The following is a 17,441-nucleotide window of genomic DNA, read 5'->3' as shown; positions in this document are numbered from 1 at the left end:
GAGCAAATACATCTATATAATGGCAAGTCTTCCCGACGCCCTGCGCGCCCCTTCCTGGACTTGCCGCAATGAAGCACTTGCACGATATTCCCTCTGCCTTCAAGCATGAATTTGCCAACCCGCGCCTGTGGTGGTCGCGCGCCGTCGTCGTCGGCATGGCCGCCATCGCGGGCCTTGTCGTCGTGGGTTTTACGTGGCTGGCGGAGGAAGCGCTGGACCTGTTCCTGTTTTTTAACGGCAAGGCCTGGTGGTTCGCCCTGCTGTGGACGCCGGCCTGCGCCGCCCTGCTGGTCTGGCTGACGCGCCGCTATGCGATGGGCGCGGCCGGCTCCGGCATCCCGCAAGTGATGGCGACACTGGATCCGGCCGTCGCGCCCGAGCAGCGCTCATTGTTTGTTTCATTAAAACTCAGTGCCGCAAAAATCGTCCTGACGGCGGGCGGCTTGCTGGGGGGGCTCTCGCTGGGGCGCGAAGGGCCGTCCGTGCAGATCGCCGCCGGCGTGATGCTGGCCGCGCGCCGCCTGCTGCCGCGCCACTCTCAGGTGAGCGCCCATTCGCTGCTGGTGGCCGGTGGCGCCGCCGGCATCGCGGCCGCCTTCAACACGCCGCTGGCGGGCGTCATGTTTGCCATCGAAGAATTGTCGCGTTCGCCCGAGCAGCGCAACAGCGGCTTGATTGTCGCCGGCATCGTGCTGGCCGGCATGATGGCAGTGTCGATTCACGGCAACGCCACCCATTTCGGCATCATCCATCCCGGCCCCATCGGCCTGGCCTTGGCCTTGCCAGGTTTACTGGTCACCCTGGTCGCGGGCGTGGCCGGCGGCCTGTTCGCGCGGCTGTTGCTGGCGTCCGCCCGCGGCAATCCGCTGGGAAAATTGTCCGCGTGGAGAACGGGCCGGCCCGTGCTGTTCGCCGCCGTCTGCGGTGTGCTGGTGGCGGCCATCGGCATCGCCAGCCATGGCGCCACGTTCGGCAGCGGCACCGTGGCCACGCGCGCCATGCTGGAAGGTTCCGGCGACGCCTCGCCCGCCTTTGTCGCTTTCAAGTATGTGGCGACGTGGCTGACCGTGTGGTCGGGCGTGCCCGCCGGCATCTTCGCCCCGTCGCTGGCCATCGGCGCCGGCATCGGCCACGATATCGCCGTACTGCTGCACTACCCGCACGCGCCGGCCCTGATCGCGCTGGGCATGGTGGGTTTCCTGGCCGCCGCCACGCAGGCGCCGCTGACGGCGTTTATCATTGTCATGGAAATGGTCGACGGCCACGGCATGGTGCTGAGCCTGATGGCCTGCGCCGTGGTGGCCAGCACGGTGTCGCGCGTACTCAGCGAACCGCTGTACGGGGCGCTGGCGCAACTGCAGCTGCAACGGCTGCCGGCGCCACCGACCTAAAAATGGTTGCAGGGGCGCAGCAAGCGGCCGTCTTGCCATGCGCAGACGGTACGCGTGCCATCCTCGCCCCATCGGCGCTCCAGGCCGTGCTTGCGCCCGTCGACATACTCGACGGCATGCAGCGGCGTGCCATCGTCGCGCCAGCTTTGCGTGCTCAGCATGACGCCATCCTCGAACAGGTTTTTCTGGTCCAGCTGGCCATTTGCGAAATACAGCAGCGACCAGCCCTGCGGCTTGCCATGCAGGAAATTGAGGCGCGACTTTTCTCGGCCGTCCGGCCACCAGGTCTGGTGCAAGCCATTGCGCTGGCCTTCCAGATACGGTCCCCGCTCGGCCAGCCTGCCGTTCGGATGAAACGCTTGCGCCTCGCCCGACAGCACGCCGTCGCGATAAGCCTTGCGGCTCCTCACCGTCCCGTCCGCATAGCAGGCGACGGTCACGCCGTCGACACCGCCCTCCCCGTTGCGCTCCTCCTGCAGGGGCAGTTCGCCATCGGTGAAATGCAGGAAAGCCGGTGCGGCCATGGCAATGGACGACGAACCGGCCAGGACGGTGGCCAGCAAAACGGAATTGATTATCTTCAATGCGTGCTTTCATCAACGCTGCGACGGCGCCGATGATAAGGGCAAGCGCGGCGGTCCCGCCACACGCTTGCGCGTGATTACATGGTGAACGGAAACGGCAGCATGCCCGCCTGGCGGTCATCTGGGGCGACCACGGCCAGCAAGGCGTTCAAGCCCTGGTTCAGGTGCGCCAGGCTGTCGGGGTCCAGCTGGGCCAGCGCACTGGGCAGCAAGCCGCGCGCCGGCTGCGGCGCGCCGGCGATCACGGCCTGGCCTTCCTCCGTCAGGGTGAGCGTAACCACGCGCTGGTCGGGCTGGTCGCGCGCCTTGCGTACATAGGCTTTTTTCACCAGCGCGTCGACCAGGTTGCTGGCCGTCGTCTGGTGGATCGACATCTTGCTTGCCAGTTCACCCATGCGCAGGCCTGGGCGCTCCAGCAATTCCTGCATCACCCACAATTGCGCACCAGACACGCCGCATTGCTTCTCGATCTGCGCCGAGTGCCGCTGCGCCGCGCGCATGACGACGCGCATGTTTTGCAAGGCCAGGCCCTGTGCCCGGGCCACCGCCGAACCTTCCGCTTCCACCACCATTGCCTCCAGTTATCAGACCCGGCTGCGCGCCTGCTGGCGGGCCGGAATCCCTGCATGATACCTGCAAAGGAAGCACTCGACTAAGAGCCTATCCCAGTAGTGAGCGTCTTCTGCTGGCAGTTCATCAGGAGCGAGGACAAGGCGTGAGGAGGACGCGTGGCGAGCCACGCAACGACGATCAACGCAGTCCCCGCTTCTGAGGGGCGCCAGCAGGGGATGTATTCATCTACTGGAATAGGCTCTAACTGCCTGTGACAGGCTGTCCATCGCGCCAAGCCTGTTCCAGCACCAGCTTGCCAGCCTGGTCCCACTGGCGCTCGATGCCGTGCTTCTTGCCGTGCTCGTACGGCACGATCTGCCGCAGGCTGCCGTCGCTGTACCAGGTCTGCAGCAAGCCGTGGCGCTGGCCTTCGACGAATGGGGTCACGCTGGCGCGCACGCCGTTGGCATGCCAGTCCGTCGTGTCGCCATGGTCGCGCCCCTGCGCGTCTTTCTGCCAGGCAAACACGGGCCGGCCACTCGGCGCCCACGTTTGCAAGCTGAGCACGGCACCTTTCTGGTACAGCGATTTGTTCGACACGACGCCGTTGCCATGGCTTTCAAACGACCAGCCGTCGGGCTGGCCGTGCACCCACACGGTCCTGGCCAGCACGCTGCCGTCCTCTGCAACCGTGACAAACTCACCCTCGCGCTTGCCATCGACGAACTGTCCACGTTGGAACAGCTTGCCGTCGGCATAAAACGATTCCTGCACGCCATGCATCTGGCCATTGCGTCGATACGCGCGGTGGCTGACGGCGCCATTCGCGCCATACGACACTTGCTCGCCATCGGCCATCTCGTCGCCGTGATACAGCGTCTTGTGCGCCAGCTGGCCATTCTCGTGATACGTTTCCGAGATGCTGTCGCGCCCGTTCGGCAAGGCCGTCACCTTTTGCTTGACCTGGCCATTCTCGAAGTACACGCTGCCGCCGAGCAGCTCCTCGCCCTGGGCATTGAAGTAGGTTTCGCGCAGCAGCTGGCCATTCTCGTAGTAATACTTGCGAAAACGCACGAACCTGACCTGGCTCAAGTCCAGGTCGGTGGTGTAGGTTTCAAAGGCCAGCATGCCTGGCGTGTCGGGAAATTCGAGCCGCACATGCCAGGCGCCCAGCCCCTCGTCGCGCACGGGCGGCGTGCGCAGCGCGTACACGGCGCGGCGCTGATTGCTCGGCATGAAATTTTCATCCAGATACATGGTCTGCTGTTCCTCCTGTAGCGTTGGCGTTGGCGCCAGTTCCTGTGCCGCCAGCGGCAAGGCCGCACCCAGCGCGGCGGCCAGCAGCCAGCGCAGCGTTTGTTGATTCTTCATGTTGCTCCATTGATCATGTTGCTTTGCGACCACTATCATAAAGGCAAGCGCCGTGCGCCATGGGCACGATTGCCGCCCCATGAAAAAAGGCCGGGACGGACCTGCTGGTCCGGCTCCGGCCCGGCGGATGCGCTGACGCGCCAGGTGTCAGGCGTCAGCTCACGCCATTCTTGACGGGAGACAACTGGCTCGCATGCAGCCGCGCATATGCGCCGCCCTGCTGCAGCAAGGCGGCATGGCTGCCCGATTCCACCAGGCGCCCGCCCTGCATGACGACGATGCGGTCGGCGCTTTCGATGGTGGACAACCGGTGGGCGATGACGATGGTGGTGCGCTTGCGCATCAGCACTTCCAGCGCCGCCTGCACCGAGCGCTCGGACTCCGTATCGAGCGCGCTGGTCGCTTCGTCGAGCAGCAGGATCGGCGCGTCCTTGTACAGGGCGCGGGCGATGGCCAGGCGCTGGCGTTGTCCGCCCGACAGGCGCGAACCGTTCTGCCCCGCCTGCGTCGCGTAGCCTTGCGGCATCTGCATGATGAAGTCGTGCGCGTAGGCGGCGCGCGCCGACGCTTCGATTCTGTCCTGGTCCGGGGCCGGGTCGCCATACGCGATGTTCGCCGCCATCGTGTCATTGAACAGGATCACGTCCTGGCTGACGAGGGCGAACTGGCGCCGCAGGGCCAGCAAGGCGTAGTCGCGCACGTCGACGCCGTCGAGCAGGATCTGGCCGCCGCTGACGTCGTAGAAGCGCGGCAGCAGGCCCAGCAAGGTCGTCTTGCCACCGCCCGAGCCGCCCACCAGGGCCACCGTTTCGCCGGCGCGGATGTCGAGCGAGATATTGCTCAAGGCCGTGGGCGCATCGGGATCGTCGCTGTTGTAGCGGAAGTGGACGTTTTGCAGCGACAGATTGCCCTGCACGGCCGCCGGGGCCACTGTCCCCGGGTCCGGTTCCAGCGGGGTGTCGATCAGGCCGAAGACGGACTCTGCCGCCGCCAGGCCCCGCTGCAGCGGCTCATTGATCTTGGTCAGGTTCTTGATCGGCGACTGCATCGCCATCAGCGCGCCCATGAAGGCGACGAAGGCGCCCGGCGTGATGGCGCCGCTTTGCGCGCGCAGCATGGCAAAGTAAATCACGGAAGACAAGGTAATGCCGACGAGCATCATGATGAAGCCGGAATTCATGGCCGAGGTGGCGGCATGTTTGACGGCCAGCTGGCGGTTGCGCTTGACCACGTCGACGAAGCGCGCCTGTTCATAATCTTGCCCGCCAAAGATCTTCACCACGCGCTGGCCGGCGATGCTTTCGTCCAGCACGGACGTCAGCTCGCCCACGGCTTGCTGCGAACTCTTGCTCAGGTGGCGCATGCGGCGTCCCGCCAGGGTCACGACGATGGCCACGATGGGCATCGAGGCCATGCAGAACAGGGCCAGTTTCACATCGATGCTGAACAGCAAAATCAGGTAGCCGATGGTGGCGACGGAATCGCGCACCATCACGTTGAGCACGTTCAAGCCCGCCTGCGACACCTGGCTGGCGTCGAAGGCCACGCGCGATTGCGTCAAACTGGTGGTGGTGGTATCGAAGAAGCGGCTGGGCAGGCGCATGATGGTGGCGAACATTTTTTCGCGCAAATCGGCCTGCACCCGGCTCGATAGCCATACGGAACCGTAATCGCCGGAAAAGCTGGACACCATGCGCAGCACGGCCAGGCCCAGGATGGTGGCGGGAATCACCCACAAGTCCACCTGTCCCGCATGCGCGGGCAGGAAGCGGTCGACCCAGCCCTGCAGCATGCCCATCACGCCGGACACGGGTGCGACCTGCTCGCTGGCCGTCGTGCGCATGGCATCGACGACGTTTTGCAACTGACGGATTAACAACACATCGGTGGCGGACGCCACGCCGACAGCCAGCAAGGTGGCGGCAACGATGGCGCCATAGCGGCGAAACTGGCCGGCCAGGCGGAAGAACAGGAGGCGACTTTGCTGCATGTAGTTGGGAAAAGTGAGGGTAAAGCGTGATTCTAACCGCTGCCAGACTTACCCAAGCAGGTCGTGGGAAATTATTGTGATTTCTGACTTCCATAACCGACGCTCTGCGGTGTTGCCCGCTGCTGGCAGTGCTCGCACTGCGTCGCAGCGGGCGCCTTGCAGAGCATCCGGTTCTGTTCGTCATAACTTCACAATAATTTCCCACGACCTACTTAGAGCCTGTCCCAGTAGATGAATACATCCCCTGCTGGCGCCCCTCAGAAGCGGGGACTGCGTTGATCGTCGTCGCGTGGCTCGCCACGCGTCCTCCTCACGCCTTGTCCGCACTCCTGATGAACTGCCAGCAAAAGACGCTCCCTACTGGGATAGTCTCTTAGACGAAAGTCGCACCTTGCCGGCGCAGAACCGGCAAGGGCAATGCACGGGAAATCAGCTCTTCGCCACTTTCCACGCGGCCGTGCCGGCCTTGCAGACTTTCAGCTTGAGGGTCTGTTCCTGGCCCTTGGCGCTCAAGCCCACCTGTACCTTGCGGCAGATTTGTGCATCCGTCTTTTGCGTGTCGCTGGCCGTGATCTCGGCGGCGATGCGCACGGAATTGCGCAAGCCTTCATTGCTCCATTGCACGGTTTCGCCGTCCTTCTTGTCATTGAGCACGTCGGCGACGGCTTTCACGAAGACCGGCTTGTCATTCTTGTTCAGGTAAGCCATCGGCGTATCGGCCAGGAAACCCAGGCCGACGGCGGAAGCGGAAGCGCTGAAGACGACGCTGCCGAAGATCAGGGCGGACAGCAATGTGGCGGGACGAATACGCATGGAAAACTCCTTGTGAAGTAAAAAATAGGGACAGGACCTGGAGCCGCCGGGGCGGCCCTTAGCCGGGATCGGCCGGCGAAATACCCACTGCCAGCAAGGCATCGATGCTGGGCACGAAATAGATCGCCGACGACAGCGGCGTGGAAAAATCCAGCAGCCTGTCCGTTTTGCTGACGCCATCATAGCCTACGCCATACATTTGCCGCAGCATGCCCATGGTCACCGTGATATCGCGGCAGAAACCGACAAACATGACGCCCGCCTCGCCGGCATTGGCGTAATTGGCATTGCGGCGCACGATATCGACTTCCTCGCCATCGCGGATGAATTGGTTGCGGCCCACATGGGAATCGACGGGCAGCGGCGACAATTCATGGCTGCCGGCCTTGGTGCGGCCCCACACCTGTTCCGCCGCATGCACGGGCAAGGCGCGCAGGCGCTCCACATCCATGCGCCATTTCTGCAGCAGCACGGTCGAGCCGCCCGCGCCCGGCTCGCCGTCCGGAATGATGGCCACGCCGTGGGCGCGGAACGGATTCGGATTGGCGACGCCGTCGGCAAAGCCGTCGAAGGTCACATTATTGTGATACGGAAAACACACCTGCTCGCTGGCCAGCTCGGCGAAGGGACTCAGCAAGGTGAGCGTCGTGCGCATGCTGTCGTACAGGGTGGCCGCGTTCGACTGCGTGATCCAGACCCAGAAATCGTGCTGGGTGGCCGGCGCCGTCTTGCCGTTGGCGCCCACCAGGTCGTGCGCGAACGACTCCATGTTGTCCGGCACGCAGCCGGGACAGGCGGCGCGCCACAGCTCAGGCTTAAATCCCAGCACCACATTGGCCGTGCCGCCCGTCAACTGATGGTGGCGGTTCAGGGTGGGGTCGAGGATGCCCGTCACTTCGGACTCCCACAGCTTGCCCAGCAGCTTGAACAACTGCCGCAGGTCGACGCCGGCCTTCACCTTGAACTGCAAATGCACTTCGTCGCGCGCGACGACAGACAGCATGCTTTGTGGAATTGCCATAACCAATGTTCCTCTTTGTGTTTTCTATGTGGATGGTAAACCAGAAGTGCGGAATGCTAGTTTCATTTCGACAACATGGGCTCACCGCAGCCATACCGCCTTCATGAATTGGACGATAATGCAATGACGTAGAGCAAGAATAAGAATGGATACCATTGCATGAAATTGTATGAAAAGCTCGTCAGCGACATCGAGCAACTGGTGGACAAGGGCGTGCTCTTGCCCGGTGAACGCATCCCCTCTGTGCGCCAGACCAGCCAGCAGCACAAGCTGAGCATCACCACGGTGCTGCGCGCCTACGTCAAGCTGGAAAGCATGGGCGTGCTCGAAAGCCGGCCTCAGTCCGGCTACTTCGTGCGCCAGCGGGCCAGCGATACGGCCGCACCGTCCCTGTGCATGCAGGCGTCGCACCCCAGCACCGTGCCGGCCGAAGTGCACGTCAGCCGCCTGGTGCTGTCTACCTTGCGCTCGATCGGCTTGCACGACGCCATCCCGCTGGGCTCGCCCTACCCCGACCCTTCGCGGTTTCCCTGGGAACGCATCAACCAGTATGCGGGCACTGTGGCGCGCCGCAACCGCGCCTGGAGCGTGACGGACGACCTGCCGCCGGGCAACCCGCAACTGATCCGCGAAATCGCCCGCCGCTACATGGAAAACGGCCTGGCCGTCGATCCCGACGAAATCATCGTCACCGTGGGCGCCACGGAAGCCATCAACCTGTGTCTGCAAGCGGTGGCCAAGCCGGGCGACACCATCGCCGTCGAATCGCCCACCTTCTATGCCATGCTGATGGCCGTCGAACGGCTGGGCATGAAGGTGGTGGAAATCTCCACCGATCCGTATGAGGGCATCAGCATCGAGGCGCTGGCCGACATCATGGCCCGGCAACCGATCGCCGCCGTCATGGTGATGCCGAACTTCCAGAATCCGCTGGGCTTTCAAATGTCCGACCAGCGCAAGCGGGCCCTGGTCCAGCTGCTGGAGCAGCACGACGTGCCCGCCATCGAAAACGGCGTCTACAACGAACTGTATTACGGCGACGCCCATCCATCCTCGCTCAAGTCGTACGACCGCAAGGGCCTGGTGTTGCACTGTTCCTCGTTTTCCAAGAGCCTCAGTTCGGCCCAGCGCGTGGGCTGGGCCCTGGCCGGGCGCTATCGGGGCAAGGTGGAGGAACTCAAATTCCTCAATACCCTGGCCACGTCCTCGTTTCCCCAGCTGGCCATCGCCGAATACCTGCAAAACGATGGCTACGAACAGCATCTGCGCCGCACCCGCAAGGCGTATGCCCAACAGGCACGCATCATGGCCGCGGCCGTGCTGCGCTTCTTTCCTGCTGGCACGAAAATCTCGCACCCGCAGGGCGGCTACGTGCTGTGGGTGGAATTGCCCGGCGACATAGACTCCATGCAGCTGTACCGGCGCGCGCTGGAATGCAAGATCACGGTGGGGCCGGGGCGCATGTTTTCCGTCAGCCAAGCCTACAAACATTGCATCCGCCTCAATTACAGCTATCCGTGGAGCGTGGGCGTGGAGCAAGCCATTATTCTTCTGGGTAAACTCATCACCGAATTTTTGTAGACCATTCACCCGCCCACCAGCGACATGCGCACGGTGGGATACTGCTTGCGCCCGCCCACCTGGGCCCGTGCGCCGCGCACTTCCGAGTAGCGGTCGCCACGGCGCTGCCAATGCTGGCGCAGCAGGGTTTCCAGCCCTTGCGCCGAGTCAAGCCGGGGCCGCAGGTCGAGGCCGTCGTGGGCAAACAGGCAGGTAAACAGCTTGCCGTCCGACGACACGCGCACGCGGCTGCAGTCGCCGCAGAACGGCTGCGACACGCTGGAAATGAAGCCCACTTCGCCGCCGCCATCAAGATAGCGGTAGCGGCTGGCCGTCTCGTGCAAGATCGGCTTGCCTTCGCCCAGCGACACGAGGGGAAATTCGGCCGCGATCAGCGCCCGCGCTTCGTCCGACGTGACGACATGCGTGCGCGACCAGGCGCCGATGCCGCCCACGTCCATGAATTCGATCAGGCGCAGGATCACGCCCGTATGGCGGAAATGGCGCGCCAGCGGCACGATCTGGCTATCGTTGACACCTTTCTGCACCACCATGTTGACCTTCACGGGATGCAAGCCCACGGCTTGCGCCACCTCGATGCCGTGCAGCACTTTCTCGACGGGAAAGTCGACGCCATTCATGCGCTGGAAAATACCGTTATCCAGACTGTCGAGGCTGACGGTGACCCGCTCCAGGCCCGCATCCTTCAGCGAGCGCGCCTTGGCCGCCAGCAAGCTGCCATTCGTCGTCAGCGCGATGCTGACGGCGCGTCCGTCCGGCGTGGTGAGCCGCGCCAGGCGCTCGATCAGCTGCTCCAGGTTCTTGCGCAGCAGCGGCTCGCCGCCCGTGATGCGGATTTTATCCACGCCCAGGCGCACGAAGGCGCGCGCCATGGTGTCGATCTGCGCGAAGGACAGGCGCTCGCTCGATGGCAGAAACGGGTAATCGCTGGGGTACAGCTCGGCCGGCATGCAATAGGTGCAGCGAAAGTTGCACTGGTCGATGACGGAAATGCGCAAGTCCGTCAGGGGGCGGCCCAGCATGTCCACACACGCGTCACTATGGTCTGGCTGCCGGATGGCTGGCTGCGGATACATGATGGTGTTCATTGTTGCTTCCCCCTCGATAGGCATACGTCAGGATGTAGCATAAGACGAATGGGGGCAGGCAAAGAGGTACAGTCCGGCGCCAGCCGATAGAGTACAGACGCAAACTATTGCGCTGGCGGTGCAGTAAAGACGCTGGCGCACAGCTCGGCGCCCGCCGCGCTGAGCAGCGCGCTGCCGCCGCCGCTCTCCGCCGTGACGACCACCGCCAGGCCCGCGCTGGACAGCGCATTGAGCTGGCGCAGCAAAGTGCTCATCTGTACCCCTGCCCGCTTGGCCAGCTTGGCCAGCGACCAGGGTTTCTCCGGTGCCTCCTGCCGCGCTTGCCACAGCAGCGCCAGCAGCGCGATCAGCGCCGCGTCGATTCCCTCTTCCTTGTGCATGTTTTTCTCCTTGTCCACATCATAAATCACGGCCGACGCGGACGCGACGCACATCGTCGTCTTGCCATCTGTACTCTGTTTTTTTGTCCGGAACTGTGCGCCTACGGGGCAGTCCCCCGCCCCTACCATGTGATTGTCCCATCGCATATCACCAGGAGAGTCATCATGAGCAAGCCAAAGTCCGACGCGCGCATCGCGCCCTACACCCATGCCGCGGCCGGCTGGGGTGCCCTCAAGTACGTGGCCATCAACCTGTTCAAGGAAAAAGTCAGCGCCGGCAATTACCGTTCGCTGTTCGAGCAAAACCAGCCCGACGGCTTCGACTGTCCCGGCTGCGCCTGGCCCGACCGCGAACACGCGTCCACGTTCGAATTCTGCGAAAACGGCGTCAAGGCCGTGGCCGCCGAATCGACGAGCAAGCGCGTGCGCCCCGAGTTTTTCCAGGAGCACACGGTCGCCGAACTGATGGAGCAGTCGGACTACGATCTGGAACAACATGGCCGTTTGACGGACCCCATGGTGTACGACGCTGCCAGCGACAAATACCAGGCGATAGCCTGGGACGACGCGTTTGCCCTGGTGGCGCACCACTTGCACGCGCTGGACGACCCGAACCAGGCCGCCTTCTACACCTCGGGCCGCGCCAGCAACGAAGCCGCTTTCCTGTATCAGCTGTTCGTGCGCGCCTACGGCACCAACAATTTCCCCGATTGCTCCAACCTGTGCCACGAAGCCACCAGCCGCGGCTTGCCGGAAACGGTCGGCATCGGCAAGGGCACGGTGCTGCTGGACGACTTCGAGTATGCGGACACCCTGCTGCTGTTCGGCCAGAACCCCGCCACCAACCACCCGCGCATGCTGGGCGAATTGCGCGAAGCGGCGCGCCGTGGCGCCGTCATCGTCTCCATCAATCCGCTGCACGAACGGGGCCTGGAACGCTTCACCAGCCCGCAGCATCCGCTGGAAATGCTGACGGGCGCCAGCACCAACATCTGCTCGCTGTTCATCTGCCCCACCCTGGGCGGCGACTTTGCGCTGATCAAGGCCATGGCCAAGCGCGTCGTCGAGCTCGATGACGAGGCCATCGCCCACGGCCAGGAGCGCGTGCTCGACTGCGATTTCATTGCCGAACACACGAGCGGCTTCGACGCCTTCGCGGCCGACCTGCGCGCCGAAAACTGGGACTTGCTGATCGCCGAATCGGGCGTGGCGCGCGACAAGATCGAGGAACTGACGCAGATCTACGTGAAGGGCAAGGCCGTCATCGCCACCTGGGGCATGGGCGTGACGCAGCACAAGAATTCGCTGGCCACCGTGCAAATCCTGTCGAACTTGATGATGATGCGCGGCAATATCGGCAAGCGCGGCGCGGGCCTGTGCCCCGTGCGTGGCCACTCGAACGTGCAGGGCGACCGCACCATGGGCATCGAGGAACAGCCGACCAAGGAATTCCTCGACCGCCTGGGCCTGGTCTTCAATTTCGAGCCGCCGCGCCACCACGGTTACGACGCCGTCGGCACCATAGCCGCCATGCTGGAGAAAAAAGTCAAAGTGTTTGTCGCGCTCGGTGGCAATTTCTCGATGGCCACGCCGGACACGCCGCGCACCTGGGACGCGCTCCGGTCGTGCGACCTGACCGTGCACATCGCCACCAAGCTCAACCGCAGCCACCTCGTGTATGGCAAGGATGCGCTGATCTTGCCCACCTTGGGGCGCACGGAAATCGACGTGCAGGAAGGCGTGGCGCAAGGCGTGACGGTGGAAGATTCGATGAGCATGGTGCACATCTCGTTCGGCATGAACCAGCCCGCCTCGCCCAATCTGCGCTCGGAAATCGCCATCGTGGCCGGCATGGCGCAAGCGACAATCGGCAGCGAGAAGATCGACTGGCTGCGCTTTTCCGGCAACTATGCGCTGCTGCGCGATTCCATCGAGCAAGTCTTTGACGACTTTTTTGATTACAACTTGCGCATAGCCAAGCCGGGCGGTTTCCACCTGGAAATCGCTTCGCGTGAAAGAGTATGGAAGACGCCGAGCGGCAAGGCGCAATTCCTCGTCAACGCCGTGGAACTCGATACCCCGATCCACCGCGCGCGCCAGCAATATGGCGAGCGCCTGATGGTGCTGATGACCACGCGTTCGCACGACCAGTACAACACGACGATCTACGCCATGGACGACCGCTACCGTGGCGTGTTCGGCCAGCGCCGCGTGGTCTTCATCAACAAGGATGACCTGGCCATGCTGGGCTTTGCGGCCGGCGACTGGGTCGACCTGATCGGCGTGTGGCATGACGGCATCGAACGCCGCGCCGACCGCTTCCTGCTGGTCGAGTACGACATTCCGCGCGGCTGCATCGGCGCCTACTATCCGGAAACCAATCCGCTGGTGCCGCTCGACAGCGTGGGCCACGGTTCGCGCACGCCGACCTTCAAATCCATCCCCGTGCTGCTGTCGCCTTCGGCCGCCCTCAGCTGAACAGGAGAACCCCATGTTCGGTTTCGATACCCTGGACCTGTCGCGCGCGCAATTTGCGATGACGGCCATCTTCCACATTCTGTGGCCCATATTGACGATCAGCCTGTCGCTGTTCCTGTTCGTTGTCGAGGCGCTGTGGCTGCGCACCAGCGACCCCGTCTACTACCGCCACGCGCGCTTCTGGAGCAAGTTGCTGGTGCTGAACTTTGCCGTCGGCGTCGTCAGCGGGATTCCCCTGGAATTCCAGTTCGGCACCAACTGGGCGCCGTTCTCGCACCATTCCGGCCAGTTCATCGGCAACATCCTCGGCTTCGAAGGCGCCATGGCCTTCATGCTGGAAGCGGGCTTCATCGGCGTCATGATGTTCGGCTGGGGCCGCGTACCGAAAGGCGTGCACCTGTTTGCCACCGGCATGGTGGCGCTGGGGTCGAGCATTTCCTCGTTCTGGATCATGGTCGCCAATTCCTGGATGCAGACGCCGGCCGGCGTGCGCGTGCTCGATGGCAAGATCATCGTCACCGATTACGTGGCCGCCATCTTCAATCCCGACATGGCCTGGGCCGTGGGCCACATGTGGGTGGCCGCCGTGGAAACGGGCCTGTTCGTCATCGCCGGCATTTCCGCCTGGTATATGTTCAAGCGCCGCGAGCCGGCCTTCTTCGCCCGCTCGTTCAAGCTGGCCTTGATGCTGCTGCTGGTCATCGCGCCGCTGCAAGTGTGGCTCGGCGATTCGAGCGGCGTCGATGTCTTCAAGACCCAGCCCGCCAAAGGCGCGGCCATCGAAGGCCACTGGCACACGAATCCCGATGGCGAAGGCGCGGCGTGGTCCTTGCTGGCCTGGCCCAACCAGCTTGAACAAAAGAATGACTGGTCCGTCGAAGTGCCCGGCATGCTCAGCGTGATCGCCACGCATAGCGCGACGGGCAAGATCACGGGCCTGGCCGACATCGCCCGCGCAGACCAGCCGCCCATGCTGCCGCTGCTGTATTACGCGTTTCGCGCCATGGCCGGCATCGGCATGTGGTTCGTGCTGCTGTCGTTCTGGACCTTCGTGGCCTGGCGCAAGGTGGGTGGGCGGGTGCAGGAGTTCGTGCGCCAGCGCAAACTGCTGCTGGCCTGGGTGCTGACGATACCGTTGCCGTATATCGCCGTCGAGTGCGGCTGGATCGTGCGCGAAGTGGGACGCCAGCCATGGGTCGTGTACGGCTTGCTGCGCACGCGCGACGCCGTCTCCGACGTGGCGGCCCATGCCGTGGCCGGCAGCATGCTGATGTTCTGCGTGTTTTACATCGTGCTGTTCCTTACGTTTTTTGTGTTCGCCAGGAAATGGCTGCAGCAAGGCCCGGATGTGGCACTGCCGCTGCCGGACGCTGCCCATGCCGCGGGGTACTGAAATGCGCCCCTACCAATCAAGGAGTTTGTAATGAATATCAATTCGCATGCCATGCTGGGCAATGCCTGGTTCGGCCTGATCGGCCTGATGCTGATCTTTTACGTGGTCACGGACGGCTTCGACCTGGGCGTGGGCATCCTCAGCCTGTTCACCCGCCGCGAGCAGGAACGCAACCTGATCTTCCAGTCCATCGAGCACGTGTGGGACGCCAATGAAACCTGGCTGGTGGTGGTGGGCGGCGCCCTGTTCGGCGCCTTTCCCAGCGCCTACGCCACCTTGCTGGAACAGCTGTACATCCCCATCATGCTGCTGATCGCCAGCCTGATCATGCGCGGCGCCTCGATCGAGTTCCGCCATGCGGCCGGCAACAAGCGCCTGTGGGACCTGGTCTTCGGCGTGGGCAGCCTGCTGGCCGCCGTGGCACAAGGCGTGGTGCTGGGCGAGGTCATCACGGGCTTGCAGCCGGGCCCGCTGAGTGCGGTCTTCACGGCCTGCACGGCGCTGGGCGTGGTGGCCGGGTACTGCCTGCTGGGCAGCACCTACCTGATCAAGAAGACGGGCGGCCAGCTGGAAGCGGCGGCGCGCCGCTATGCGACGGCCAGCGTGCTGGCGACGGTCGCGGCTGCCATCGTGCTGTCGGCCGGCACCATGGTCTTCAGCGCCATCGGCCACGACCTCTGGGCGCAGCCGGGCGTGTTCGGCGTGCTGCTGGCCCTGGCCGCCATCGCCGCCAGCGCCTTCATCTACATCCTGTGGGCCGTGCACGTGAACGGCGTGCGCGGACCGTTCCGCGGCGCCATCGTGCTGTTCCTGGCCTCGTTCGCGGGCCTGGCCATCAGCTTCTTCCCCGACCTCGTGCCGGGCAAGCTGAGCATCGCGGCGGCCGCATCGGACGAGCCTACCTTGATCTTCATGCTGATCGGCATGGGTTCCATGCTGCCGATCATGATCGGCTACAACCTGTTCCAATACTACGTCTTCGAGGGCAAAGTCGTGCCCCGCAAGCATTGAGCGGCATCAAACATGATCATTCGGCCTACCACCAACTGGTTCCGCATGCTGTTCGTCTGGGATGGCTCGGTGCTGCAAGCCATCATCCCGCAATTGCTGCTGATGCTGGTCGTCAGTTCGCTGGCCCTGCTGACGGATGGCCGTATCTTCGGCGTCAAGATTCCGCTCGATACGGCGCCGTTTCCCATGGTCGGCATCAGCCTGGCGATCTTCCTCGGCTTTCGCAACAATGCCAGCTATGCGCGCTTTGTCGAGGCGCGACATATCTGGGGGCAATTGCTGATCGCCGCGCGGGCCCTCGCTTCGCAGGCGCTCACGTATCTGCCGCAGGAGACGAGCGGCCTCGATCACCAGTTGCTGCTGCGCCGCCTGATCGCTTTCGTGTATGCGCTCAAGCACCAGTTGCGCCAGACGGACCCGCAGCAAGACCTGGCACGCTACCTGCCGGCCGAGGATGTACAGCGCTTGCAGGGCGTCAACTTCAAGCCTGTCGCCGTGCTCCATTCGGTACGCGCCATGCTGTACGAGGCCGTGCAGCGCCAGCCGGGCCAGACGCAGCTGCTGTGGATGCTCGACACCCAGCTCAACGACCTGGCCGCCACCGTGGCCGGCTGCGAGCGCATCAAGAACACGCCGATTCCGTATCCGTACGGCGTGCTGGTGCACCGCACCGTCTATATGTACTGTTTTTTACTGCCGCTGGGTCTGGTGGACGCCATCGGCGTGGCCACGCCCCTCATTTCCGTCTTTGTTGCCTACACCCTGTTTGCGCTGGAAGCCATCGCGCAACAGATCGCCGAACCGTTCGGCCTGGCGCCCAACTGCCTGGCCCTGAACGCCATGACGCGGGAAACGGAACGCTCGCTGCTGGAATTGCATGGCGCCCCGTTGCCGCCCTCGATCCGGCCCTGCCCGCGCTATCAGATCAATTAACCGGAGAACAGCATGGACTTTGATACCACTACCACCGAACGCGACGGTTTCCTGGAAGTTCCCATGGTGCGCCACCAGGCCGGCGTGGCCACGGCGGGCCACGACATGGTGGCCGAGGAATATCCCGTGGCCCTCGTCTACAACGGCATCGCTCACGCCGTGATGATGGCCACGCCGCGCGACCTGGAGGAATTCGCCGTCGGCTTTACCTTGACCGAAGGCATCGTCGGCAGCGTGCGCGACATCTACGACCTCGACGTGTGCTGCGGCGCGGACAGCGCGGAAGTGCGGCTGACCATCGCCCAGCCGGATTTGCTCCGCCTCAAGGCCCGCCGCCGCGCGCTGACGGGGCGCACCGGTTGCGGCGTGTGCGGCATCGAAAGCCTGGCCCTGCTGGACCTGGTGCCGGAAAAGATCACGCGGCCGCTGCCGCCGCTGGTCGCCAGCAGCGCCATCCTCGGGCGCGCCGCGCGCGAACTGCTGCCTTACCAGGAGCTGATGCACAAGACGGGCGGCGTGCACGCGGCCGCCTGGTGCACGGCCGAGGGCGCCATCGTGAAAGTGTTCGAGGATGTGGGCCGGCATAACGGCCTCGATAAACTGATCGGCTACCTGGCGCTGCACCGCATCGCCATGCACGACGGTTTCGTCTTCCTGTCCAGCCGCGCCAGCTATGAACTGGTGCGCAAGTCGGCGCGCATGCATATCGGGCTCGTCGCCACCATCTCCGCCCCCACCTCGCTGGCGATCCGCATCGCGCGCCAGGCCGGCATGCAACTGGCCAGTTTTTGCCGCCGCGACGGCTTTGTCGACTACACGGCAGACGAGGTGCCGCCGGTGGGCTGAACATTGGCA

At 63.9% G+C, this 17,441-nt stretch carries 15 protein-coding genes; 7 read left to right on the top strand and 8 right to left on the bottom strand.

The genetic code is table 11. From position 1 onward, the window contains the following. Window positions 1–68: 68 nt before the first annotated feature. Window positions 69–1,391, top strand: coding sequence for a chloride channel protein (locus tag CLU91_RS24490; protein WP_100876192.1), 1,323 nt, complete (start codon window positions 69–71; stop codon window positions 1,389–1,391). On the opposite strand, the gene CLU91_RS24485 is transcribed toward CLU91_RS24490, so the two are convergent. The 6 genes from CLU91_RS24485 to CLU91_RS24460 all read right to left on the bottom strand — a co-directional run bounded on the left by CLU91_RS24485 (window position 1,388) and on the right by CLU91_RS24460 (window position 7,722). Beyond that, window positions 1,388–1,975 (bottom strand): toxin-antitoxin system YwqK family antitoxin, encoded by a 588-nt coding sequence (locus CLU91_RS24485; RefSeq protein WP_157814799.1) that lies wholly within the window; start codon window positions 1,973–1,975, stop codon window positions 1,388–1,390. The two genes, CLU91_RS24490 and CLU91_RS24485, sit on opposite strands and share 4 nt — an antisense overlap. A 77-nt stretch (window positions 1,976–2,052) precedes the next feature. Further along, window positions 2,053–2,547 (bottom strand): MarR family winged helix-turn-helix transcriptional regulator, encoded by a 495-nt coding sequence (locus CLU91_RS24480; RefSeq protein ID WP_100876190.1) that lies wholly within the window; start codon window positions 2,545–2,547, stop codon window positions 2,053–2,055. A 241-nt stretch (window positions 2,548–2,788) separates the two neighbouring features. Beyond that, window positions 2,789–3,898, bottom strand: a complete 1,110-nt coding sequence (locus CLU91_RS24475; RefSeq protein ID WP_100876189.1) for a toxin-antitoxin system YwqK family antitoxin — start codon at window positions 3,896–3,898, stop codon at window positions 2,789–2,791. Between the two features lie 154 nt (window positions 3,899–4,052). Then, window positions 4,053–5,888, bottom strand: coding sequence for a lipid A export permease/ATP-binding protein MsbA (gene msbA / locus CLU91_RS24470; RefSeq protein WP_100876188.1), 1,836 nt, complete (start codon window positions 5,886–5,888; stop codon window positions 4,053–4,055). Window positions 5,889–6,317: 429 nt separating this feature from the next. After that, window positions 6,318–6,701 carry a hypothetical protein gene (locus CLU91_RS24465; RefSeq protein ID WP_157814797.1) on the bottom strand — a complete coding sequence of 128 codons (384 nt, stop codon included), beginning with the start codon at window positions 6,699–6,701 and terminating at the stop codon, window positions 6,318–6,320. Between the two features lie 58 nt (window positions 6,702–6,759). Next, window positions 6,760–7,722 carry a Dyp-type peroxidase gene (locus CLU91_RS24460; RefSeq protein ID WP_100876186.1) on the bottom strand — a complete coding sequence of 321 codons (963 nt, stop codon included), beginning with the start codon at window positions 7,720–7,722 and terminating at the stop codon, window positions 6,760–6,762. Window positions 7,723–7,881: 159 nt separating this feature from the next. Between CLU91_RS24460 and CLU91_RS24455 the strand changes: the two genes are divergently transcribed. Continuing rightward, window positions 7,882–9,303 carry an aminotransferase-like domain-containing protein gene (locus tag CLU91_RS24455; RefSeq protein ID WP_100876185.1) on the top strand — a complete coding sequence of 474 codons (1,422 nt, stop codon included), beginning with the start codon at window positions 7,882–7,884 and terminating at the stop codon, window positions 9,301–9,303. Between the two features lie 5 nt (window positions 9,304–9,308). Here the strand turns inward: CLU91_RS24455 and moaA are convergent, their stop codons facing one another. Next, a complete protein-coding gene (gene moaA, locus CLU91_RS24450) occupies window positions 9,309–10,391 on the bottom strand; it encodes a GTP 3',8-cyclase MoaA (RefSeq protein ID WP_100876184.1) in 1,083 nt (360 codons plus the stop codon). Window positions 10,392–10,495: 104 nt separating this feature from the next. Further along, the gene (locus CLU91_RS24445; RefSeq protein ID WP_232730869.1) at window positions 10,496–10,825 is read right to left on the bottom strand and encodes a helix-turn-helix domain-containing protein; all 330 of its coding nucleotides are present in this window, start codon (window positions 10,823–10,825) and stop codon (window positions 10,496–10,498) included. 111 nt (window positions 10,826–10,936) lie between these two features. On the opposite strand from CLU91_RS24445, the gene CLU91_RS24440 reads away from it, so the two are divergent. From CLU91_RS24440 to fdhD, 5 genes are read left to right on the top strand one after another with little or no spacing between them, the layout of a single operon-like run. Further along, on the top strand, window positions 10,937–13,249 hold the full coding sequence (locus CLU91_RS24440) for an FdhF/YdeP family oxidoreductase (protein WP_100876183.1): 2,313 nt from the start codon (window positions 10,937–10,939) through the stop codon (window positions 13,247–13,249). 13 nt (window positions 13,250–13,262) lie between these two features. Beyond that, window positions 13,263–14,642, top strand: a complete 1,380-nt coding sequence (locus CLU91_RS24435; protein ID WP_100876182.1) for a cytochrome ubiquinol oxidase subunit I — start codon at window positions 13,263–13,265, stop codon at window positions 14,640–14,642. A gap of 30 nt (window positions 14,643–14,672) precedes the next feature. Next, window positions 14,673–15,653: a cytochrome d ubiquinol oxidase subunit II gene (locus CLU91_RS24430; protein ID WP_100876181.1), complete on the top strand. Its 981-nt coding sequence runs from the start codon at window positions 14,673–14,675 to the stop codon at window positions 15,651–15,653. A gap of 12 nt (window positions 15,654–15,665) precedes the next feature. After that, window positions 15,666–16,586: a bestrophin family protein gene (locus CLU91_RS24425; RefSeq protein WP_100876180.1), complete on the top strand. Its 921-nt coding sequence runs from the start codon at window positions 15,666–15,668 to the stop codon at window positions 16,584–16,586. Between the two features lie 12 nt (window positions 16,587–16,598). Next, window positions 16,599–17,432, top strand: coding sequence for a formate dehydrogenase accessory sulfurtransferase FdhD (gene fdhD, locus CLU91_RS24420; protein ID WP_100876179.1), 834 nt, complete (start codon window positions 16,599–16,601; stop codon window positions 17,430–17,432). Window positions 17,433–17,441: the final 9 nt, after the last annotated feature.

The sequence above is a fragment of the Janthinobacterium sp. 64 genome (assembly GCF_002813325.1).
Classification (GTDB): Bacteria; Pseudomonadota; Gammaproteobacteria; order Burkholderiales; family Burkholderiaceae_D; genus Janthinobacterium.
This window is presented reverse-complemented; position numbering and strand designations above follow the sequence as displayed.